Annotated in this window: 19 protein-coding genes; 4 read left to right on the forward strand and 15 right to left on the reverse strand. The window is 47.5% G+C overall.

Annotated elements, in window-relative coordinates; genetic code table 11:
- Positions 1-201: 201 nt before the first annotated feature.
- Both KFE96_RS00700 and KFE96_RS00705 read right to left on the reverse strand, forming a co-directional pair.
- Complete coding sequence (locus KFE96_RS00700) at positions 202-813, reverse strand: pentapeptide repeat-containing protein (RefSeq protein WP_255834094.1); 612 nt, start codon at positions 811-813, stop codon at positions 202-204.
- A gap of 233 nt (positions 814-1,046) precedes the next feature.
- On the reverse strand, positions 1,047-1,499 hold the full coding sequence (locus KFE96_RS00705) for a TerB family tellurite resistance protein (protein ID WP_247020108.1): 453 nt from the start codon (positions 1,497-1,499) through the stop codon (positions 1,047-1,049).
- A gap of 218 nt (positions 1,500-1,717) precedes the next feature.
- Here KFE96_RS00705 and KFE96_RS00710 point away from each other — a divergent pair, with 218 nt between their 5' ends.
- Positions 1,718-2,131, forward strand: a complete 414-nt coding sequence (locus KFE96_RS00710; RefSeq protein WP_255834095.1) for a VOC family protein — start codon at positions 1,718-1,720, stop codon at positions 2,129-2,131.
- A gap of 9 nt (positions 2,132-2,140) precedes the next feature.
- On the opposite strand, the gene glpK is transcribed toward KFE96_RS00710, so the two are convergent.
- The 9 genes from glpK to KFE96_RS00755 all read right to left on the reverse strand — a co-directional run bounded on the left by glpK (position 2,141) and on the right by KFE96_RS00755 (position 14,328).
- Positions 2,141-3,631 (reverse strand): glycerol kinase GlpK, encoded by a 1,491-nt coding sequence (glpK, locus tag KFE96_RS00715; RefSeq protein ID WP_255834096.1) that lies wholly within the window; start codon positions 3,629-3,631, stop codon positions 2,141-2,143.
- A gap of 117 nt (positions 3,632-3,748) precedes the next feature.
- Positions 3,749-4,873 (reverse strand): acyl-CoA dehydrogenase family protein, encoded by a 1,125-nt coding sequence (locus KFE96_RS00720; RefSeq protein WP_255834097.1) that lies wholly within the window; start codon positions 4,871-4,873, stop codon positions 3,749-3,751.
- A gap of 18 nt (positions 4,874-4,891) precedes the next feature.
- Positions 4,892-6,103, reverse strand: coding sequence for an acyl-CoA dehydrogenase family protein (locus KFE96_RS00725; protein WP_370650528.1), 1,212 nt, complete (start codon positions 6,101-6,103; stop codon positions 4,892-4,894).
- Between the two features lie 6 nt (positions 6,104-6,109).
- The gene (locus KFE96_RS00730) at positions 6,110-7,261 is read right to left on the reverse strand and encodes an acyl-CoA dehydrogenase family protein (RefSeq protein ID WP_255834099.1); all 1,152 of its coding nucleotides are present in this window, start codon (positions 7,259-7,261) and stop codon (positions 6,110-6,112) included.
- Positions 7,262-7,271: 10 nt separating this feature from the next.
- Positions 7,272-8,084, reverse strand: coding sequence for a TIGR03084 family metal-binding protein (locus tag KFE96_RS00735; protein WP_255834100.1), 813 nt, complete (start codon positions 8,082-8,084; stop codon positions 7,272-7,274).
- 5 nt (positions 8,085-8,089) lie between these two features.
- A complete protein-coding gene (locus KFE96_RS00740) occupies positions 8,090-10,090 on the reverse strand; it encodes an acetyl-CoA carboxylase biotin carboxylase subunit (RefSeq protein ID WP_255834101.1) in 2,001 nt (666 codons plus the stop codon).
- Positions 10,090-10,908 (reverse strand): enoyl-CoA hydratase/isomerase family protein, encoded by an 819-nt coding sequence (locus KFE96_RS00745; protein WP_255834102.1) that lies wholly within the window; start codon positions 10,906-10,908, stop codon positions 10,090-10,092. Before KFE96_RS00745 ends, KFE96_RS00740 begins: the two co-directional genes overlap by 1 nt.
- A 10-nt stretch (positions 10,909-10,918) precedes the next feature.
- On the reverse strand, positions 10,919-12,541 hold the full coding sequence (locus tag KFE96_RS00750; protein ID WP_255834103.1) for an acyl-CoA carboxylase subunit beta: 1,623 nt from the start codon (positions 12,539-12,541) through the stop codon (positions 10,919-10,921).
- The gene (locus KFE96_RS00755; protein WP_255834104.1) at positions 12,541-14,328 is read right to left on the reverse strand and encodes an acyclic terpene utilization AtuA family protein; all 1,788 of its coding nucleotides are present in this window, start codon (positions 14,326-14,328) and stop codon (positions 12,541-12,543) included. The genes KFE96_RS00750 and KFE96_RS00755 overlap by 1 nt, the downstream gene beginning before the upstream one ends.
- Positions 14,329-14,508: 180 nt before the next feature.
- On the opposite strand from KFE96_RS00755, the gene KFE96_RS00760 reads away from it, so the two are divergent.
- Positions 14,509-15,129, forward strand: a complete 621-nt coding sequence (locus KFE96_RS00760; protein ID WP_255834105.1) for a TetR/AcrR family transcriptional regulator — start codon at positions 14,509-14,511, stop codon at positions 15,127-15,129.
- On the opposite strand, the gene KFE96_RS00765 is transcribed toward KFE96_RS00760, so the two are convergent.
- A complete protein-coding gene (locus KFE96_RS00765; protein WP_255834106.1) occupies positions 15,126-16,670 on the reverse strand; it encodes a cytochrome c peroxidase in 1,545 nt (514 codons plus the stop codon). The genes KFE96_RS00760 and KFE96_RS00765 overlap by 4 nt on opposite strands.
- A gap of 100 nt (positions 16,671-16,770) precedes the next feature.
- Here KFE96_RS00765 and KFE96_RS00770 point away from each other — a divergent pair, with 100 nt between their 5' ends.
- Positions 16,771-17,298 (forward strand): hypothetical protein, encoded by a 528-nt coding sequence (locus tag KFE96_RS00770; RefSeq protein ID WP_255834107.1) that lies wholly within the window; start codon positions 16,771-16,773, stop codon positions 17,296-17,298.
- Between the two features lie 26 nt (positions 17,299-17,324).
- Complete coding sequence (gene ygjK / locus KFE96_RS00775) at positions 17,325-19,700, forward strand: alpha-glucosidase (RefSeq protein ID WP_255834108.1); 2,376 nt, start codon at positions 17,325-17,327, stop codon at positions 19,698-19,700.
- On the opposite strand, the gene KFE96_RS00780 is transcribed toward ygjK, so the two are convergent.
- The 3 genes from KFE96_RS00780 to KFE96_RS00790 all read right to left on the reverse strand — a co-directional run bounded on the left by KFE96_RS00780 (position 19,690) and on the right by KFE96_RS00790 (position 23,257).
- Positions 19,690-21,258 (reverse strand): NAD(P)/FAD-dependent oxidoreductase, encoded by a 1,569-nt coding sequence (locus tag KFE96_RS00780; RefSeq protein ID WP_255834109.1) that lies wholly within the window; start codon positions 21,256-21,258, stop codon positions 19,690-19,692. The two genes, ygjK and KFE96_RS00780, sit on opposite strands and share 11 nt — an antisense overlap.
- Positions 21,259-21,319: 61 nt before the next feature.
- Positions 21,320-22,381, reverse strand: a complete 1,062-nt coding sequence (locus KFE96_RS00785) for a DUF418 domain-containing protein (protein WP_255834111.1) — start codon at positions 22,379-22,381, stop codon at positions 21,320-21,322.
- Between the two features lie 69 nt (positions 22,382-22,450).
- Positions 22,451-23,257, reverse strand: coding sequence for a class III extradiol ring-cleavage dioxygenase (locus tag KFE96_RS00790; RefSeq protein ID WP_255834113.1), 807 nt, complete (start codon positions 23,255-23,257; stop codon positions 22,451-22,453).
- Positions 23,258-23,393: the final 136 nt, after the last annotated feature.

A 23,393-nucleotide genomic window follows, 5' to 3' on the forward strand; every position in this document is an offset into this window, starting at 1 on the left:
CAGACCTTCCTCTGAGATGACTAGCAAAGACGCTAACACCTGAACCCTAGAGATACCGCGGCTTACAGAATATTACCTGTAAAATGAATCACCTAAAACCATGAAAACCGACTTTGAAGAATCAAATACCGCCAAAGTGAATCGCTATAATGAAAAAACGCCGAAACGTATGTTCCGGCGCTGCTATTGTCTTCAGTATGATTAAGACGGCTCCTTTACTGCCATGTGCTCACCATGCCCTATACAGGCCTCTGCATAAGAGAGTGCTTTTAAGATATCGGCACCTAATTCAGGCGATGCCTCCAATGGAATATTGGTAACGCCGTTATGGCTATGCACATGCCAGCTTGCAGCTGTCTTATATATAAAGAGTGGATGACCCATTGTTGTGACCCTTACATAAGGCATAGGCCCATCGATTTTCGCCGCTCGCGAATAACGCGGATGAATAAAGCTGCAACAATGGAAATCATCAGGCCCCATAAAGCCACCGATGATGCAATCTGTAAAACTGGTATCAGACACAGCTGACGCTTTCATATCCGTTCCTGCAAGCGTGCAGGATATGAATTCGCAAGCATCAAGATCACAGGCCCTGAAACTGGCCCCAGAGAAATCGCAATTAAAGAAGATAGCACCAGAGACCATCAAGAGATGGAACCGAGCTTCAGAAAAATCGCAGTTTACGAAAATAGTATCAGACCAATCCAGAATGGCCCGCACTTTAAGTGCGCTGATATTTTCCTGCGCGAATTGTTCCCCCATAACTAATTTATGCGAAGGAAACATATGTGTAAGTGTTTTTAAATCCATGACAGTGTCACCCAAATTAATGTCATGAACGTCCCCAACCGTCCGAAATGCCGGGATAATGCCGATGCTTGGATCACTCGTAAAGATTTAGATAAAACTTTAAGTAATTTCTGGGCGTGAACACCTAATGGTTTTGAATAATAGAAAAGTTAAGCGCTAAAAGGGCGTTAAAAGCAAAAAAAAGGCCACCTCTGATGAGGTAGCCTTTTTGAAAATCAGTATCCTTATACCGATTAAACTTTGATTGGGTCTTCCACAAGGCCCATAAGCTGAGCAGGTGTTACGCGCAGCGCATCAACAACGCTGTTATAGAAAGCCACTTCAAACGGGCTTACATTATCATCTGCTTTAATCAGTTTTGCGAGAGACTTAGCAATCTGTAGGCGCTGACCATCATTAATCTTACGGCTTACGTTGGAAAGATAACCTTCAAGGGTTGCTTCATCATAAAGGTCAGAGATTGCAGCAATGCGCACTTCACTTTCTTCCACATCCTTGCCAGCAAATTCAGCGAAAATCTTCTGCACTGTATCCACTTCAACAGGATTGATATTAGAATCAGCGCTTGTCGCGCGGGATAGAGTAAGAAGAAGTGCTTCTTCGAATAGCTTTTGGCTTTCTTCCGCAGACGGCATCTGATCACCAGTGAAAAATTTAACAATGTGGCTAAAGCTTACAATGCTCATTATGCCCCTCCTAAACGTTCAAACGTTACCCGTATCGATAGTTTGCAGGATTTCAACGTAAATTGCCAACCCGGAATAAGGATTAACGTAAAATTTCGAAATTACCCCACAAGAATATTCTTTAATTGCTGAACTACTTCAAGAAATGGTTTGTTGCAAGCATATGTTCGAGCTTTCATAAAAAGACAGAGTAAACAGCTTCAAGAGAAAGAAAAGAGATGCCTGCATTTTTCCATTACGCCTGCCATGTGAGATCCCTTGAAGATGCGGTTAAATTCTACTGTGATCTTCTTGGGTGCACAAAAGGCCGATCTACAGAAACATGGGTTGATATAGACTTCTTTGGCCACCAATTATCGCTGCACATAGGAGAACCATTAGCTACACAGCCAACAGGTATCGTAGAAGGTATCAACGTTCCTATGCCTCATTTCGGTGCCATCCTTCCTTCTTCAGAGTGGCACACATTAGCTCGTAAACTTGATGAAGCTTGTGTTGATTTTATCCTTAAGCCAACAACTCGTTTCGAAGGGGAAGCAGGCGAACAAAACACTATGTTTTTCACTGATCCATCCGGAAACGCAATTGAGATAAAGGGCTTTACTGACATGAGTGGTATTTTTACTGCCTGATTCGTCCAGCTAAACTGAAAATGCCTCCGTTGCAACTACCGCCTTGCGCCAGCGCATGCGCTTTTCCTGAACTGCATTTTCAGTTTCTTCAGGCACGAAACCACGTTCGCACTGCCAATTCGCGCTGATATCCTCAACCGAGTGGTAGAGCCCGGCCTGTAAGCCTGCAAGATAGGCAGCACCCAAAGCGGTTGTTTCCATCACCACAGGACGATCCACTGACACATTTAGAAGCGTAGACAAATTCTGCACCATCCAATCGTTGGCCACCATGCCGCCATCAACCTTAAGCACTTCTGGTTTCACACCATCATCAGCCATCGCTTCCAATAAATCTGCTGTCTGGAAGCATACAGCTTCAAGAGTAGCCTTAACGATTTCCGCTTTACCGCTTGCACGCGTAAGACCAAACATGGCGCCACGCGCTTCTGGATTCCAGTAAGGTGCCCCTAATCCCGTGAAAGCGGGCACAAGAATTACACCACTATCAGGATCAGCTTCTTTCACAAGTACCTCAGTTTCTTTTGCGGAACTGATAAGCTTCACTTCATCCCTGAGCCACTGAACAGCAGCGCCTGCGATAAAGATGGAACCTTCAAGCGCATAAGTGGTTTCACCGTTCAACCGGTAGGCCACGGTGGACAGGAGTTTATTTTCTGAATGAATGCGTGTCGTGCCAGTATTGAGCATTACAAAACAGCCAGTGCCGTATGTACTTTTAATATCGCCAGCCTTGAAACAACACTGCCCGATAGTTGCAGCTTGCTGATCACCGGCCACACCTAATATTGGTACCGGACGGCCGAAAATATTTGGGGCTGTCTCACCATAATTATCAGCAGAATCTTTCACCACCGGCAATACAGAAGAAGGCACACCGAAAAGCGAAAGCAATTCTTCATCCCAGGCTTGAGTTTCAATATTAAAGAGACTGGTACGACTGGCGTTTGTAGCATCTGTCGCGTGCACACGACCATCCGTCAATCGTGAAATCAGGAAGCTATCAATAGTGCCAAATGCAAGGTCACCTTTTTCAGCTTGCGCTCGTGCGCCTTCCACATGATCCAAGATCCAGGCAACTTTGGTGGCGGAGAAATAAGGATCAAGCAACAGCCCTGTTTTCTGCTGAACCGTTTCACTATGGCCAGCCACCATCAAAGATCGGCAAGTTGCCGAGGTTCTGCGGTCCTGCCAGACAATCGCGTTATAAAGTGCTTTACCTGTATCTCTGTTCCATACGGTGGTGGTTTCCCGCTGGTTGGTAATGCCAATGGCGATTACCTCATAGCCTTTGCCTTCTGCTTCGCGGAAAGCCGTTTGCGCAGTTTTGAGGCTTGTTTCCCAAATAGCTTCCGGATCATGTTCAACCCAACCGTCGGCTGGATAAATCTGCGGAAACTCTTCCTGTGCAACAGCAACGATTTCTGCTTCTTTAGTAAAGACCATGGCTCGGCTGCTTGTGGTGCCTTGGTCCATCGCTAAAATGCACTGCTGTTTCATAAAATCTCCTCCCACCATTCGGTGGTAAGCATAGCCAGAACAAATAGCATAGGAAAAGAAAAAACAGCGCCACAAGGGGCGCTGTCTTCAACTCAGAACTTTACTCAAAACAAGAAATTAAAACATTAATGCCGCAAGTTTTTCACGGTGATACGCGCCATCCCCTGCCATATGCTCACACCAGAGCGAACGACGACGGTAAAGCTGAGCATCACATTCATACGTAAAACCAAAACCGCCATGGAATTGAATGGACCGATCAGCCGCATAAGAGAAAGCTTCCCCCGCTTTTGATTTAGCCATACGCACTGCGATTTCCTGCTCGCCCTGTTTATCAAAATTATGTGCCGCACTATAGAGATGAGACCGCGCATGTTCATAAGAAATATGCGCATCTACAATCGGGTGCTTCAGCGCCTGATAAGACCCGATGATTTTATCAAACTGCTTACGGGTGCGGAGATAATCAAGTGTATATTCTATGGTACTGAAGGCACCACCGCACATTTCCGCAGAAAGAAGCAAAGCCTGCACCATATGAATATGAGCAAGAGCTGCATCAACTTGATTCACATCCATCATCTGAATTTCATGCACACCAACACCGTCCAAACATAGTTTGAATGAGCGTCGGGTTTCATCAATCACAGTCTCTCGGCGAATAGAACCTTCTGGCAGCATATCTTTTTCAACAATAAACAGTTTTGCTGAGCCGCCATCTAAAGCAGCTGAGACAATGAAAATTTCAGCAGAATGAGCATCACACACAAATGTCTTTGTGCCTGATAGCATATAGCCACTCCCTTCCAGATTAGCCGTGGCAGTGATATTTGAAAGGTCCCAATCGCCATTATCTTCTGAAAGCGCGACAGTTGCCGCCATGCCTTCAGCAATTTTTGGCAGATAGTTTTTTTTCTGAGCCTCAGTACCGCCCGCGATGATCGCCTGCGCGGCAATACTGGTGGAAACAAACGGCGTTGCCATCAAATTACGGCCCATCTGCTCAACAACAGGTACCACTTCAGCAAGGCTGAGGCCCACACCGCCATATTCTTCCGGCAGAGCGATGGCAAGCCAGCCAAGTTCCGCTACTTCTTTCCACACATCCGGGTCATAGCCCAGATCGTCTTCAAGCAGTTCACGCACTTTCTCGATAGGGGATTTATCCCGGCAAAAGTTTGTTGCGACCTCCAAAAGGTCAGCCTGTTCCTCTGTAAGGCCAATGGTTCCAACCATATCCATAATACTGTCCCCCTCGCCTTAACTTTTTGGAAGGCCGAGCACATGCTCGCCAATAATGTTGCGCTGAATTTGGCTCGTGCCACCGCCAATAGTTGCCGAGAAAGCATTCAGGTAGCCACGCTGCCAGATACCACCTTCAACAGCATCTTCTTCACCCACATAATAAGCAGCCTTAGTACCCTGTAGCGAGATAGCAAATTCATTCAAACGGCGGATAAATTCTGTCCAAGCCACTTTAGAAGAAAGCGGCAAACTATGCGGCTTTTCCTGAATAAGCGGCGTGAGGCTCTGGCGTTTGGCAGATAATGCAATGCTGCGTGCTTCAATCATAAACTGGGTAAGTTGATCACGAATAACCGGGTCTTCAATAGCAGGTTTGCCGTTACGCATCGCTGTTTTCGCAAGATCAAAAATCTTAGATACATCCGGCATACTGATCGTATACCCGCCTCCCTGTCCGCCACGAGCACCACGTTCATATTCTAGCGTGCGCATAGCCACAGCCCAGCCCTGACCTTCTTCACCCATCATGCAATCTGCTGGAATACGAGCATCCGTGAAGAATGTTTGGGTAAAGCCGTATTCGCCAGTAAGCTTACGGATAGGGGTAGTTTCAATACCGTCTACATGCATTGGGGCAAGGAAGAAACTAAGCCCTTTATATTTGCTTGGCGCATCTGGATTGGTACGGGCAAGCAGGATCATATATTTGGCAAAGTTGCCTTGCGTGGTCCAAATCTTCGAACCATTGATGATATAATCATCTCCGTCACGTACCGCTTTGGTTTGCGCATTTCCAAGATCAGAACCATGGTCCGGTTCAGAGAAACCCTGACACCAGATATCTTCTGCGGTCAAAATACCTTTCAAATATTTAGCCCGGTCCTCATGGGTTCCCATATCAAGGAGAAGCGGGCCAGTCCAATTAAGACCAATAGCGTTGAGCATAATCGGCACCCGCTGGCGCTCCATTTCTTTGGTCGCAACTTCCTGGAATTTCTGGTGCATACCGCCGCCGCCATATTCCTTTGGCCAACCGGCACCAATGAAGCCTGCTTCATAGCATTTTCGCTGCCAATTACGGAGGAAATCAAACTGCTCTTCGGTACCCACTTCCATAAAGGTAAGCGGCAACATGAAATCAGGCTCAGCAGGGCGGTTTTCCTTTAGCCATGCAGAAGCTTCTTTTCTAAACTCTTCCAATTCCTGTGTTGTCGGACTGCTCATCATATCCCCCTATAGGCCCATCTGGCGTACAGCCAGATCACGCATAATTTCTTCCGAGCCACCACCAATGGCCATTACCTTCACATCACGGTAAATGCGTTCAACCGGATTACCGCGCAGATACCCGGCACCGCCGAAAATCTGCATGGCTTCGCTTGCGCAATATTCCAGCATTTTGGAGGCCGAGAATTTAGCCTTGGTAATCTGTTCAACAGGCATATCGCCTTCGTTAATCATCCAGCAAATCTGGTTAAGCCATGCGGCCATGCTATCAATCTTCGCAGACATATCCGCGATCTTGTGGCGGATAACCTGATGTTTAATCATTGGCTTACCGAATGTCTCACGGTCCTGCGCATATTTGATACTTTCATCAAGACAGCGTTCAGCCATACCAATCATCTGGCCTACCATCATCAGGCGCTCATAATTGAAATTATTCATGATGGAGAGGAAACCCATGTTTTCCTGCCCCAACATATTCTCCGCAGGTACACGAACATTATCTAAGAATAGAGTGGCAGTATCCGATGCCCACCACCCCATCTTACCGCCTACTGACTGGCGGGAGAAACCTTCTGCATCTGCTTCAACGAAGAAAAGCGAGATACCAGCAAGTCCCGCATCACCTGTACGTGCACCAATCACAAAATAATCAGCTTTCATGCCGCCTGTGATAAAGGTCTTTGAACCATTGATTACATAGTGATTGCCGTCTTTCACAGCTTTGGTTTGAAGGTTAGCTACATCAGAACCTCCGCCCGGTTCCGTGATACCAAGCGCACCGCCCTTACGGCCAGAGACAATATCCGCCAGGCATTTATCTTTGATATCGTCTGATGCTAACTTCTGGATTGGGCCTGTCATAATATTGCGGGAACCAAGGCTGGCCATCACACCGCCCGCTGAAGATTTCCCCATTTCAATCGCAGACCACGCGCGCATAAATGCATCATCATAATCAAGGCCAAGTCCGCCGTATTTCTCATCAATGCCAGCCGCGAACATACCAAGTTCACCAGCTTTCTGGTGCAGTTCCCATGGGAAGTCACCATCTTCATCCCACTGATCAACGAAAGGCTCAATTTCCTTCTGCACAAACTTGGCCATGCTGTCGCGGTAGGCGCAGCGCTCTTCTGTATCAAACGGTGTTTTCTTCATGGTTGCCCCCTTACACAACTGGTGTGGCATGCTTGAAGCGCGTGCCCGGTTTTGGCGGTTGTTCAGCACCACCCGCGAAACACTGGGCAATCGCCATCCAGGCGTTTGCTACATCGCCTTCTACTTTCAAACCTGTATCTGCAATATTTCTGGTTTGGGTAACCACCTGCGCAAATTCAGCAGCACTCCCCATTATAGAGCCCGCGCTATTTGGCTCACCAAAAGCCCATTCCGCGCCAGACGGCGCAGTAAGGCTCACAAACGGCACTTCTTCAGGCACGGGCTTCCCGTGGGTTTTGAAGCAGAACCCGAAGGTTTTCACGCCAATCACAACGATATTTTTGATACGGTCCGTATCGGTCCGGTCAAGCGCCAGCATATCGTAAATTTCCTGACCGTGAGCCCAGGTTTCCATCTGCCTCGCTGTCGCGAACATGCGTACACCCATATCTGGGCCAAACCACTTAAGACGTGCGTCAGGTTCTGTGCCGTCAAACAAATCACACATTTCAAGAAAGTCGACGCGCCATTTCTCCAAAAGGTCAGGACCAGAGATGTCTCCAAGCCAATCACGGGCATATCCCTGCAAGCCTTTACCATTCTGGAAATAGACCATCACTTTCCCTGCAAGCTCGGCGAACGCTGCTTCGCTTTTCGCAGTCGTCATCGCCATATAGTCAGAAAAATGCAGGTGGGCAATCACATCCCAAACGGTCCAGTCCTTAAACTGGGTTTTCACCTGCCAGAAACTTTCTGGCTGCTTTTTCATCAGGTTATAAAGTTCTGCACCTTCAGTGCGAAGATCAGCGGTGAGTGATGTCATTGGCCCTATTCTCCCTCTGCTTCAATTTCTACAAGCAGATCACCCGCCGCTACTTGCGCACCAGCTTCTGCAGCTACTTCTTTCACGGTGCCGTCCACTTCCGCGAGGATTTGATGCTGCATTTTCATAGCTTCAAGAACCGCGAGTGTATCGCCCGTTTTCACCGGGTCTCCAGCCGTCACAAGCACTTCAAGAAGTGCACCGTGCATAGGCGCAGTGACCGTGCCACTACCACCCGCTTCATCATCACTTGCAGAAATACGTATACGGTCTTTGAAGATGGCAGACATTGCACCACAAGAAGCATGGAGCACACCTTCCTGCTCTTCATGGAATCGAACAGTTCGCGTGCTACCATCAACAACGAGAATAGCTTCATTTTCTTCTAGCGATCCAAGTGTAACTTCACAGCTCTCTTCGCCTGCTGTCACTACATAGCTATCATCCGAAATAGGCTTTACAGAAAGCGCGTACGCAGTTTCACCAAATTCATAGGTAACAGGAACAGGCAGTACCGAAGCACTGAACCAATTCCGCAGGTGTGACGATACGCCCGCAGAAGCATTCAAAGATTTTTCAGTCGCCAGCTCAAAACTGATAACCGCAACACTTGCCGCATCCACAAAACTTGGCGTGGTTTCTTCCACACCCACATCACCATATTCTTCTGCAATGAAAGCTGTGGTGGCTTTACCAGAAGCAAAGCTTTCACGCTCAAGGCAATCAATCAGGAAGGCTTTATTGGTTTTACTGCCAAAGAGAGCCGTATCTCCAAGTGCTTTTACAAGCCGCTTACGTGCAACATCCCGGGTTTCACCATAAGCAATAACCTTCGCAACCATTGGATCATAATGTGGGGAAATTTCCTGACCAGAAAGGATACCGCTATCAACCCTTACACCTTCACCTTCTGCTTCATACCAGTGATGTACTGGTCCGCAGGCGGGCAGAAAATCATTCGCCGGATCTTCAGCATAAAGCCGTGCTTCAATCGCGTGCCCTTCAAGAATGATATCTTCCTGGGAAACCTGAAGGTCTTCACCTTGCGCAACAGCGATCTGCATAGCTACAAGATCAAGCCCTGTCACCAATTCAGTTACAGGGTGTTCTACTTGCAGCCTTGTATTCATTTCCAGAAAGTAGAACTCGCCAGAGCTATCCAGAAGGAATTCAACGGTGCCCGCACCTTCATAGCCAATTGATTTTGCAGCTGCTACAGCGGCTGCACCCATACGTTCACGCAGTTCCGGTGTCGTCACCGGGCAAGGCGCTTCTTCAAGCACTTTCTGGTGACGGCGCTGAACAGAACAGTCTCGCTCACCGAGGTGAATGGTATTCCCAGCTTTATCGGCAAACACCTGAATTTCTACGTGACGCGGTTCAACGATTGCTTTCTCTAGGATCAACTCACCTGAACCAAAAGCATTCTCTGCTTCTGAGCGCGCAAGCTTGATTGCATCTGCAAGGCCTGCTTCCTCAGTAACCAGACGCATACCACGACCACCACCGCCCGCGGCAGCTTTTACCATTAGCGGATAGCCGATTTCTTTCGCTGCGCTAACCAGCGCATCATCGCTTTGATCTGCGTCCTGATAGCCGGGTATGCAAGGTACATCTGCTTCAAGCATCAGACGCTTGGCGGCAGCCTTGTTGCCCATCACATCAATAGCTTCAGCAGAAGGGCCTATAAAGATAATGCCATTTTCCGCGCAAGCTTTCGCAAAAGCTGCGTTCTCACTAAGGAACCCATACCCCGGGTGGATCGCATCGGCACCTGTCTTTTTCGCCGCTTTGATAATCTTATCAGCACAGAGATAGCTTTCACCAACGGGGGCCGCTCCAATATGCACTTTATGGTCAGCCATCAGTGTATGTTTCGCGCCAGCATCGGCATCGGAATAAACAGCTACAGTTTCAATGCCCTGCGCATAAGCAGTTTCCATAACGCGGCAGGCGATTTCACCTCGGTTTGCAATAAGGATGCGTGTAATATTTTTCGCGCTCATTATTTTCTATCCAAATCTACGAACCACTCGGGCTTGCGTTTTTCAATGAAAGAACTGATGCCCTCGCGGCCTTCATCACCAAGAAGACAATCGGCAAAATCACTTGCTGCAAATTCCACCATCTCTTCCCGAGGGAGCTTATGCGCTGAAAGGGCGAGACGTTTTGTAGCCGCCACAGCACCCGGCGCGCATTTCAGCACCTGTCGCTTGATCTGCCATTCAGTACGGCTAAGGTTTTCCTCACCGCTTGCAAGGAAATCCACAAGGCCAAGTTTTTCACCTTCAGCACCATCAAACTGCGCTGCCGTCAGCATGAGGCGGCGAGCCACCGCATACCCAAACTTCTGCATCACATACGGTGAGATTTGCGCTGGCGTTATGCCGAGCATCGCTTCTGTAAGCGAAAAACGTGCATCTGGTGCAGCAATCACAACATCAGCTGTACAAGCCATACCGAGGCCACCTGCCATTGCAGCTCCCTCGATCACCATGATCACCACTTGCGGCACGGTGTTTATAAGGTGGAAGAAATCAGCAGCAGTGCGGCTTGTTGCCATAATATCTTCTTTTGAAGCACCGCCTGTCATACTGGCTTTGAAAGATTTCAAATCCCCGCCAGCACAGAAAATACCGCCTTTGCCGCGCATAGTAATGCCCCTCACATCGCGGTCTTCTTTAACGGTATTCAATACATCTGAGATATCTTTGATCATCTCAGTTGAAAGAGCGTTTCTGTTATCAGGCTTGTTGAACCAAATGGTTAACCAACCATCAGCCTGCTCACAGAGAATGTTTTTATACTCACCAAGATCAGCCATGATTTCCCCCCTACATTCTCGCAATGCCGAAGTTATTGGTACGTACTTCACGGCGGCGAGCTTCCACCACTGTTTCCAGAAGGAACCCAAGCACTTTGCGGGTATCGCGCGGATCAATCATACCGTCATCAAGCATGCGGCCAGATGTGTAGAAGGCACCTGATTGACCATCGAACATCTGGGTGAGATGTGCTTCCTGCGCGGCTACAACAGCTTCATCAACGTCCTGTCCCATGGCTTTGGCTTTTCCGCGCATCACCATGGACATGGTTTTCGCGGCTTGCTCACCACCCATCACACCAGTTGCAGCATTTGGCCAGCTATAGATGAAATCTGGGTGATAGCCCTGTCCACACATACCGTAGTTACCAGCACCAAAACTTGCGCCTACCATCATAGTGATACGCGGCACTTCGATATTGCGTACGGCCTGGATCATCTTGGAGCCGTGTTTGATCATACCCGCCTGCTCGGACTGAGTACCAACGATATAACCTGTGATATTCTGAAGGAAAATTACCGGGGTATCTGACTGGTCGCAAAGCTGAAGGAACTGCGCGCACTTCACCGCGCCTTCAGGGTCAATCGGACCGTTATTCCCTACAATCCCGCATTTCTGACCAAAAATGTTTGCATGCACACAAACCATGGATGAACCGTATCTTGGTTTGAAATCGAGGAAGTCTGAACCGTCTACCACACGCGCTAAAAGCTCCCGCACATCATAGGGCTGGCGGTAATCAACCGGCACAAGGCCTGCGATTTCATCCGGATCATAAACCGGCTCTTCATAGTTACGTTCAGGCGCAACGGAGCAAGCATTATTCCAACCAAGACGATCTGTAATTTCTCGGGCAATCTGCACACAGTGGTTATCGTCATCTGCCAGATATTCTGCGAGCCCCGAAACAGATGCATGCATTTCAGCGCCGCCTAGTTCTTCTTCAGTTGCAATCTCGCCTGTTGCGGCCCTCAAAAGTGGCGGTCCAGCCAAAAACGCTCGCCCACGACCTTTTACCGCAATCACGTAATCGCTGAGGCCAGGCATATAAGCGCCACCCGCTGTGGACGAACCGTGCAGAAGAGCGATCGAAGGAATACCCGCCGCGCTAAGTACAGCCAAATTACCAAACAGTTCACCACCGGATACGAAGCCTTCAACAGTATAATTTAAAAGGTCACCACCCGCGCTTTCCACGAGATGAATAAATGGTAGTTTCTGTTCAAGCGACACCTTCTGCGCGCGCTTAATGCGGCCACCACCAGCTGTTGTTAAGGCACCTGCCTGAATGCCGCTGTCATCCACCACAATCACACAGCGCACACCAGAGACAAACCCCACACCTGTAATCACTGTTGAGCCCGGGATAGATTTCTCTTCTTTCTTGGTATCAAGCAAATATCCAGCAAGGTTACCAATTTCCAGAAATGGCATCCCCGGATCCAGCAAACGGGAAAGGCGCTCACGCGGGGTTAACTGCCCCCGTTTTTCAAAACGCGGTTTGCGTTTCTCGGATATAAGAGCACCACGGCTGTTCAGTTCAGAAAGCTTTCCAATAAGGCCGAGCATATCTTCCCGGTTCTTTTTATAGCTTTCAGAGGCTGTATTCAGTTTCGAGGCGAAGACAGGCATTAAAGAGACTCCGCTAGAGTTTTTGGAATTGTTACGTTTGCAGAAAGCAGAAGCTGTGCATAGCCTTTACCCTGCGGATCATTTCTGAGGCTAGCGACACCACCACCACCAAGCACATCATGAAGCAAGAAATTAATTGAATGACTGCCAGGCAGATAAAAGCGCTCAACATCACCTTCAAGGAAATGACAGAACCGACTTTTCACTTCTGCTTCTGTGAGTGCGGCCCAGATATACGGCATATATTCAGCGCGGCGGGCAATGATGCCAATATTAGCCTTATTGCCTTTATCACCGCTTCGCCCCCATGCAAGTTTGATAAGTGGAACATCCACAGTTTCACCACTCAGATCAGGCACTTCTGGCGCTTCAACAATGGGTGCATCTGTTTGTTCAAACGCTGATGCTGGAACATAAGGAATTTTCTCCCCTTCCAGATCAATCTCAATAGCTATTTTATCTTTAGGCAACAAGAATGAGAACAAGCGCACTACAGGCGATGGTTTAGGCCGTCCTGAACTGAAGATCGATAGACCGGGCGGTGTAGCAAGGCCAAGACCAGTTGCTTCTTTAAGAAGTAATCCAACCGCTCTCATATCTGGGTGTTTCACCCCGATTTTTAGCACGACCTCTCGGGCATCCTGACCGAACCCATAATCACCATACTGGCTTTCGCTTCCAAGAATTTCGACACTCTTCTCTGTATAGTCACCAGCATTGGAAAGCCGAAGAAACTTATCAGCCCGCGCAAAAGCAGCGTCCACAAACGATTGAGCTTTTCTAGCAGCGTCAATACCGTAAAAACTCATGAGAAGCCCTCCCCGGAAACCATCCGCATAAGTGGCACACACTTTATATGTATCCGTGGCCGCACGGCCTCTAGCACCAGAAACCGCAACCCGGTCCACACCAATTTCTTCAAGTTCTACGTCAGAAAAATCACACACTACATCTGGCAAAACATAAGCCTGTGGGTCACCAATTTCATAAAGCATCTGCTCAGCAACAGTACCAATACTTACCTTGCCGCCCGTATCTTCAGGTTTCGTAATCACCATAGAGCCGTCACTGGATACTTCTGCAACAGGATACCCAATATTAACTAGGTCATTTGCTACATCTTCCCAATCAGTGAAGTTTCCACCCGTTGCCTGAGGTCCACATTCAATGATATGCCCGGCGAGACTTCCAGCCGCCAACAGATCAACATCTCTTTCATTCCATCCGAATTCATGGATGCATGCACCAAGAGTTACAGCGCTATCCACACAGCGCCCGGTAATAACAATATCCGCACCTTCGCTTAGCGCTTTTGCGATAGGGAACGCACCAATATACGCATTAATACTGGCGATTTTTTCAGGATCAGGGAATGGATCATCAGAGAACATTTCACCATAACCATCTTCAGATAATTCACGAGCACTCGCCAGCAAATCGTCACCAGTTATGACGGCAACTTTGAGCGAGAGATCCATCTCGGCAACCAGCGACCTGATTGCTTCGCCACATGCTTCGGGATTTACGCCGCCGGCGTTTGAAAGAACCTTCACACCTTTACCGGCAATAGTTTTCAAGTTTTGCTTCATCACCACAGAAACAAAATCAACCGCATAGCCAAGTGAAGCATCTTTGGCCCGCGCCCGAGCCATAATCGACATAGTGATTTCAGCCAGATAATCATAAACAATATAATCCAGCTTTTCCGAACCGAGTAACTGCGGTGTGGACATTGCGGTATCTCCCCAGAACCCGCTAGCCCCGCCAATATAAATAGGTCTGGTCACTATTTAATCCTCCATCAGGCTTACACCGCAGCTTGCCACTTACTCGTGACAATCTCAGTTCGGGAGTGAGTATGGCGCAAAAATTTAAAAAAACAAGCCGTCTGTACTGCTTTTTTTATTCGCTTTTTCCATGACTGCTAGATTAAGATGAAAAAACACCAAGATCAGGGAATAAAAACAATGGCGGAAACCGCAGAAAAACCAATGGGAAAACAGGAAGCAAAGCGCGCATTGGCACATGAGAAAATTTGCCAAGCTACGATCCTTTGCCTTGCTGAAATTGGGTATGCGGAAACCTCAATCCATAAAGTGATCGAGCGCGCTGGCGTTTCAAAAGGAGCGCTTCAGCATCACTTCCCTACAAAAGAAGACCTGATGGCTGCTACCGCAGAACGTATTCTACAAAACGCGCAGTTTGCTCCTGTTTTCGAAACATCAAAGCCTGCTGCAAAACGAGATGTAGCGAAAGAACTGAAGCAAATCTGGCTCCGCTATGTGAACACGGATGAATACCGCGCTCTTTTAGAGGTTTTGATCGCTATCAGAACAGATGCTGAACTGCAGAAACGCCTATCCCCTAACCTGAAGGCCTGGGAAGAAAACCGTCTTGCTGGTGCAGTGAAACAATATGAAGCCAAATCAGGTGATGATAGTGACGTTGAGCTCATCATGACCATGACAACAAGCATGATGCGCGGGCTTATCATTCAGACACAGTATAATAATGACCCTGATTTTCACCTGCGCATCATTGATGCCTGGACAGAAATGGCAGCAAACCTTCTTACCCCAAGGGATTAATCCTCAGAGAAAGGGTCGCTGAACTTCTCATCTGTTAGAAACACATTATCCGTCAGAGTGTTCATGAAGGCGACAAGCGCTGCTTTTTCAGCATCTGTCATATTAAATCTGCGAGGTTGCCCATTATTCTCCAAACGCCCGCTCAGGTTCGGATGTGCCTGAATACCGCTATTATAAAACTCAACCACTTCTTCCAGTGTACTGAAGCGACCATCGTGCATGTAAGGCGCGCGTACCGCTATATTCCGAAGCGAGGGAACTTTAAAACGGCCAGCTCCGGCTCCTTGATCCCCTGATGTATCTGCATCAAGGCCATTATTTTCAGGGCGTTCAGCAGTTTGCACCGCAGTAGTATGACACCCATTACAGCGCAGCGTACGGCCCGGAAGGTTCACTTCATCAGTGAAGAGCCTTAACCCTTGCAGCTCTTGTGCGGTGAAAACGCTCTGGAAATCAGGGTTTTCAGCATCGCCACCTGCAAAGGCTGTGTCAAATTTTGACTGAAAGGAAACCATGCTGCGAATAAACTGAGCAAGCGCATCCGCAATACGGCCACTGGTAATCGCGCTAGAGCCAAAAGCATCTTCAAAAAGATCTGGGTAGTAACTGGTTGCGGCGAGCTTGGTCTCAAGCGCACTTAGCGTCATCCCCATTTCTACTGCATCCTGAATGGGCTGTAGTACTTGATCTTCTAGAGTATTCGCACGCTCATCCCAGAAGAAACGACCACGCTCGTAATAACGAGCATTCGCAAGCCCCATAGAGTGACGACCCGTCTCACCCCCTTCAAAGCCAATACTCAACACATTCGGGTCACTAAACCCAAATTCTTGTTGGTGGCAAGAGGCACAGCTAACCGTATCATTCGCTGAAAGTTTCTTATCGTAAAACAGCACTCGCCCCAGTGTGGCCCCTGCATTGGTAATAGTATTATTCACAGGCTGATTATCCTGCCCGGCAACATCCCCAAACTCAGAGTTCGGGTTAGTAAAGTGATCCGGCAGATCAATATTCACATATTCAAAACTCACCGCTGGCAGAGAAGGTGCGTCTTCATCAACGGCTAAAGTAACTGAAATTTCAAATTCGTCTGAGGCTGAACCACCATTACCGTCATTCACCGTAACGGTTACAAAAACAGTACCTACGGTAGCCGGTGTTCCAGAAACTATAGTACCTGTAGAAGACAGTTCATTTTCAATGGCGATACTATCACTGTTAAAAGTTTGAATAGAAATCGTATAACTGAGGCTATCACCATCTGCATCAGTAAAAGTGGTGTCATTCTGGCTAACGTCATAATCAACCGCCTCACCTGCACTCACACTAAAATCTTGATTAGGGGCCGCAAGCACAGGAGCTGAATTGGTCGGTGTAGTGGTGGTACCTGTTGATGGCGAAGTGGTGGATGTACTGTTATCTTCTCCGCCGCAGCCCATAAGGCAAAAAACTGAAAACAGAACAAATATATTGGGGAGCTTCATTGCCTGCATGTTGTTTCCTTTCTTCCCGACCTCAACAAGTTGGTACGAAACAAACACTGCAAACCCTTCGCTTACCCAGCAGCTTAGTAAAAGTTGATCTGCTTTGCTGGATTTTACAGAAGAAAAGAATAAAGTAGCGCAAGGGAGGGACACCATAATGAAAAAGAAACTGCCTGAAGTTGTTGAAGATATTCGCCAAAAAATAATGGGTAATAACCCTGAGCAAAGCTGGGGACAAAGCGCTAGCGAAGCATACAGTGCAACAGTTGAAGGGCTGAAAGGCTTTGGTGGCGATACACTCGGTAAAACAGCCCAAACCTTCAATGAAGCCCTGCCTTATATAGAACGCGCGGGTTATATTGTGACAGAGATTGAGGTTGGCCTTGGGCTATCGCCCAAAATCGTACCTCACCTAAAGATGCAAGACATGATTTCAGAAGAAGAGCAGGCAGCCCTTCTTATGGAAACGCAAGATAAAAAGCTGGTTAACACCATCCTTGGCTCTCTCTTCAAAGCAACTGCTGCCCGCAAAAAACTAAAATTCAAGAAATTTCATTTCAATGAGCTAGAGCTGGAACTCAGCATTTTACCCACTGTAACGTTGAAGTTTAAACCCAACGACAACACAGGTGAAACACTGCCCGATATCGTGCAAGCTGACCCGGCACCTGACCAACCAGAATAAAAAACACCAAGGGTATGGGGGATACCATGAAACAGATATTTGCCGCACTACTATTGGGCTGCTTCTCAGCGGCAACACTCGCGGTCAACAATCCTGCTGACTATAAAAACACGATCAACCGTAAAGGTGATGTCAGCGCTGTCCGTCATTTTGATGAGTATGGTAACCAGCGCTTTAATCCGCTTATGGACGCAGGTGCATGGCACGGATATCTTTTACCTGCTGAGGGGAATTTTGGTTATTTTTCAGGCCCAATGATCATCGCAGAGGAACTACCAGTTTTCTTGGGTGCTAAATCTGACCATCTTGAGATCTTTCTGGGCGGTCAAGCCACCGCTACCCTTGAGGAAAACGGCGAAGCTTATTCTATTCCTGGCGCACTTATCCAAACCTATAAAACAGGTGCTTTAAACATCAAGCGTGAACTGCGCATGGTAGGTCCGCGGTCAGCTATTATTAAAACCACTATCAGCAACACATCCTCTATACCCATAGAGGCAAGGCTTAAATGGTCTGAAACTATGGTAAAAACCTGGGCTGAAGACTCAAAAGAAACCATTAAGGACACACTACCAGAATGGCTTGTTGAAAAATCCGCTGACGGTAACTCTGTAAAATACAGTTATTCTGCTGTGCGTGCTTCAGGCCAAATGCTGTTGAGTGGTACATCAAGTCTAATCACCTTACGGAGCACACCAGCTGAAATATCAGCGACCTTCGCCCCAAGGAGTGAGCAAACTTTCTATACCGTCCAAAGTTATGTGCTGAATGAAACAGAAGCTACCCAAATAACACCACATCAAAAAGCCCTTCTCACTAATGCCGAAAAGGCGATCGCAACCACCGAAGCTCGCTGGAAAGATTATCTGGAAAAAGGACTTCAAGGGACCGACCAAGAACTGAACCATGTCGCAGTGAAAGCCATTGAAACTCTGATCGGGAACTGGCGGTCGCCAGCAGGGGCTATCAAAACAGCAGGTGTTGTTCCTTCAAGTACAGCACGCTGGTTCAGCGGCCTTTGGCCTTGGGACAGCTGGAAACACGCTGCTGCAATGGCGCACTTTGCCCCAGATGTTGCTAAAGATAACATACGCGCACTGTTTGATTATCAAATTCAGCCGGACGATGCCCTACGCCCACAAGACGCGGGCATGATCATTGACACAGTTTTTTATAACCAAAGCCCGGCGCGAGGTGGTGATGGCGATAACTGGAACGAACGCAACAGTAAACCATCCCTTGCTAGCTGGGCCGTTTGGGAAATCTATCAAGCAACAAGTGATATAGCTTTCCTTATGGAAATGTATCCCAAACTGAAAGCCTATAATGATTGGTGGTACAGGAATCGAGACCATAACCGGAACGGTTTGGTAGAATATGGTGCAACGGTTCATCCACGCCATAACAATGAAGATGGCAAACTACTGTTCAGCGCCAAACCGCAAGATGAAACAGCCAAACATTCAGACCTTCTTAAAACCTGCACAAAAGGTAACCGTGGTTGGTACAGCTGTGCCGGGAAACCTCTTTATGATTCTATGAAAGAAAGCGGCCTCGCCTTAGAACTCTACAGTGGCGCACAAGTAGCTGCAGGTTGGGAATCTGGAATGGATAATGCTGCTCGTTTTGGATTCATTTCGGAGTCGCAACTAAATAGATACGCGCAAAAAAACTATGTAGGCGACACTGCAAAAGCTTTGCAGGATTGGCAGGTATCTTTCCTTGAAAACCGTGATACCACAGGCGCGCTCACAGGTTATTCTATTGCCCAAGAAAGTGTAGATCAGAATAGCTATCTTTTTCTTGAAGCAAGCCTGCTTTCTCAAATGGCGAGGCTACTGGGAATGCCTCACAATATAAGCTTATACCGAGACAAAGCTGCCCACATTCAAACGCTGGTGAACAACTGCATGTTTGATAACGGCTCAGGCTTTTTCTATGATACCGCCACCAGTGAAACAGGATGTAGCAAACAGCCCTTGAAGAAACGCGGTAGAGGACCAGAGGGCTGGACACCACTTTTCACGAAACTGGCGACAGCAGATAAAGCGAAACAGGTTGCTTCAGTGATGCTTGATCCAAATGAGTTCAACACATTTGTGCCTTTTGCAACAGCTAGTCAAAGCAACCCGGCTTATGATCCAACTATCTACTGGCGTGGCCGCGTGTGGCTGGATCAGGTTTACTTTGCGATCAAGGGCCTTGAAAACTACGGCTACCATGAGGACGCTCAAAAACTACGCGCACGCGTTTTCGAAAACCTGCAAGGCCTGAAAGGTGATGGTCCAATCAGGGAGAATTATCACCCCCTCACTGGCGAAATGCAGGGGGCCACAAACTTCAGTTGGTCCGCGGCCCATCTTTATCTGCTCTACAGAGATGCTGTGAGCCCTAATCCCTAAGGATTTCATGAGCCGCATTATGCCCAGGCGCCCCAGTTACACCGCCGCCTGGGTGAGTGCCGGAACCGCACATATAAAGACCTTCGATGGGCGTACGGTAATTACCGTGCCCCAGCATGGGCCGCGCGCTGAACATTTGATCAAGGCTTAGTTGTCCGTGCATAATATCACCGCCCACTAATCCGAACTTTTCTTCAAGATCAAGCGGACTGAGAATTTGCATACCAAGGATGCTTTTCCTGAAACCGGGAGCATATTTTTCAACCGTATCAATGATTGTAGCCGCCGCATTCATACGGTCCTTCGCCCAATCATGATCGGGTTTAAACTGCTGGCAAAACAGGCTTGCCACATGCTGGCCTTCTGGCGCCAAGCTATTATCAAGTGTGCTGGGGATCAGCATTTCAACAATGGGTTCGCGAGACCAACCATAATCTTTGGCATCCCTTAAAGCTCGGTCCATATAATTCATTGTAGGCGCAATGATAATACCGCCAGTAAGGTGGTCATCAGTCGCTCTTTCCTGTGATAGACATTTAAACTCAGGCAATTTATCAAGCGCCACATTCATTCGGAATGTGCCAGACCCATTTTTATAACGTTTAATACGGCGGCTGAAATCTTCCGGCATATCCTCTTCAGCTACCATTTCACCGAAAAGCAAACTTGGGTTAAGGTTAGAGACTATTTTTTTCGCAAATATCTTTTCACCATCCTCCAGTTCAACACCAACAGCCCTGCCATTTTCTGTTAAAATACGAGCCACTGCAGCATCTGTAGATATTTCAGCACCTTTGGCTTTCGCACTTTTTGCCATCGCCTGCGTAATAGCCCCCATACCGCCAACCGCATGACCCCACACACCTTTTTTGCCGTTCACTTCACCAAAAGCATGATGCATAAGAACATAAGCCGTGCCCGGGGTTTCACTATCAGCGTAATTTCCCACCACTCCATCAAAGGCAAACGCGCCTTTCACAAATTCATTTTCAAAATAAAGATCAAGGAATTCACGGACACTTTTGGTGAAAATATCCATCACCGTACGCTCGTCTTCTATGGATAATTTTCTAAAACGATTCCCAAGTTTGATCGCTTGCCACAAATCTCGCAAACCGCCGCCTGCATTCGGTGGAGTTTCCAAAAGCTGACTACGCACCAGATCAGCAACCATTTCAATATCACGGAAATAACGATCAAGTACCTTAGCATCGTGCTCAGAAAAACGAGCAATTTCTGTTTCCAGCGCTTCATATCCAACGGGAAAAGCCAGGAAATCATCACTCGGATGAGGCCAAAAGTTATTCACCCGGCGCTCTCTGATCTCAAGCCCGAAATCATGGAGCTGCATATCTTTGATAATTTTCGGGTTAAGCAGGCTTACAGTGTAGGAGGCGACAGAGTTTCTAAATCCGGGATGAAACTCTTCGGTAACGGCTGCACCACCAACAACAGACCTGCATTCAAGTACCCGCACCTTCCTGCCAGCCGCCGCGAGATAATAGGCGCACACAAGCCCATTATGCCCACCACCAATAATAACTGCATCCAAACTCATAATGCCCTCCCAGATGACTGCTTACATTTGGTCGTCCTAAGTTTAAAGATGCAAGATATAATTACCCCGCCAGTTTTCGCATCAGCATTTCAATAGGACCGCGCTTAAAAAAGCGTGACCAGAAATAAGCGAACACCAGCGCATCAAAAGAAAAAAGCCCTGCCGCTATAACTGAATGCGTTGCAGTAAGATCAGAGCGTTCCAAAAGGCCAAGCCCTTCGAGGGCTCCCATCCCCACAAGAATATGGGCTATATAAAGCGTGAGCGTCATACGGCCAGCGGGTGTGAACAGCCCCAAAAACTTCATTCTCTCAAGAAAAGGTGCAACCAGCAAACAAGCCCCTATCGCACAAGAAGCTGCAGCCATTCCGGCAAAACTATAAAGCGGCACAGGTGGAATTGGGCTGGTAGAAAAGAGAATGGCAATTTCTTTTGTATCAGGCCCTTCAATCATCCCCATCAAAATGGCCGATAATGTTTCAATCCCCAACAAGCCAACCAAACCGCCCAAGGCTAAAGCTATCTGTACTTTCATCTCTCCAAGCTTCACTTTGCTTAAAAGCAAGCCAAACAGGAAAAACGCGAGCCACGGAAATACAGGATGCCAGCCATTAAAAAATAGGTTCCTGACAAAACCACCCGCAGTCCAGAAACCCGAATATTCATAGGTTTCCCAATTCCAGCCAGCTTCATAATCAAAGGTAAAAAGCATGATCATGAAAAGCGCCATCACCGAGCCGATAGCCAAAAGCAGTGTGGGTGTTTTTGTTTTTACAAACAACATTCCAAACAGGAAATAAAAGGCATAATAATGGAGGATATCTGCTTCAAAAATCAGCATATTGGCAAGACCAGTTACAAGCAGAAATAAAGCACGTTTCACTGTAACGGAAAAAATCGGCACTGTTTCTGAACGGTTTGCTGCCAAACCTAATCCAAGGCCTGCAAGAACAACAAAGGTAGCAGCAGCTCGCCCCTGCATTCCTTCGGAAAGAGATGTGGACCAACTATCAGGTTCAAAGGTAACGCCCATAGCGATGGAAAAATTCACTATCACCATGCCAAAAAAAGCAAGAAAGCGAGCTAAATCAAGCCCCACAAGCCTTGAAGAATCCGTCGCCACATTATCCCCCTACAGAATAAAGCCATTCACTGAATATCTACCTTTTAGGTTGGTATCAGCCTTTCGGTTTCAAGACCATAGATAGCACCGGGTTTCATAGCCAAAAATATCGAATGGCATTATTTCACTAACAGGCTGCTGAGCAGCACCGTAACAAACATGCACAGGCAGAAGATGTTCTTCTCTGGGGTGACAATATCTGGCGTGAGGTGCGTCAGCCCACCCTGAAAGGGCGCTAGCTCTTTCCTCTTCGGAAATATTTGGCGCTTTCAATGCTTGATCCAGCCACCTGTGGAAAGCTCTGTTTTTATTTATGTTTTCTGTACGCCCTCTTTGACGTAAGGCACGCATATTATGGAATGTCATACCGGAGCCAATAATCATTACCCCTTTGCGCCTCAATTCAGCCATACGCTTCCCAAGATTAATATGGAACTCAGGGTCCAAGTTCCTATGCATGGAAATTTGAACAACAGGGATACCCGCTTCAGGAAACAATAACTTAAGGGGTACAAACATGCCGTGGTCGAACCCTCTTTCAGAATTAACTATTGTATCAATCCCAGCATCACACAGTATTTGATGGGTACTTGCAGCTAAAAAGGGCGCTCCTGTTGTAGGATACAGGATTTCGTACGCCTCTTTTGGAAACCCGTAGTAATCATAGATTAATTCAGGTTTTTCAGCGCCAGTAACCTGCACTTGTTTTTCTTCCCAGTGCGCACTGAACATCAAAATAGCCTTGGGTTTAGGTAGCTTTTTCTTCAAAGCCTGCATGGTTTCAACCATATCTGCGTGACGTATATCGCCCATCAACGGCAACGGTCCACCGCCATGGGAAACAAATAAGATTGGCATTTTTTCCAGTTCGGTCATTTCCAAACACCACCATTTTCTATTCATCTGGTTTGCTGAATATAGATATGGCTTAAGAACCTCGGTAGAGAGCGATATCGGGAAGCATTGTTCCAAATTTTGAAACGCTTGATTGGCTCAATAAAAAAAGCACCAG

The sequence above is a fragment of the Kordiimonas sp. SCSIO 12603 genome, assembly GCF_024398035.1.
Taxonomy (GTDB): Bacteria; Pseudomonadota; Alphaproteobacteria; order Sphingomonadales; family Kordiimonadaceae; genus Kordiimonas.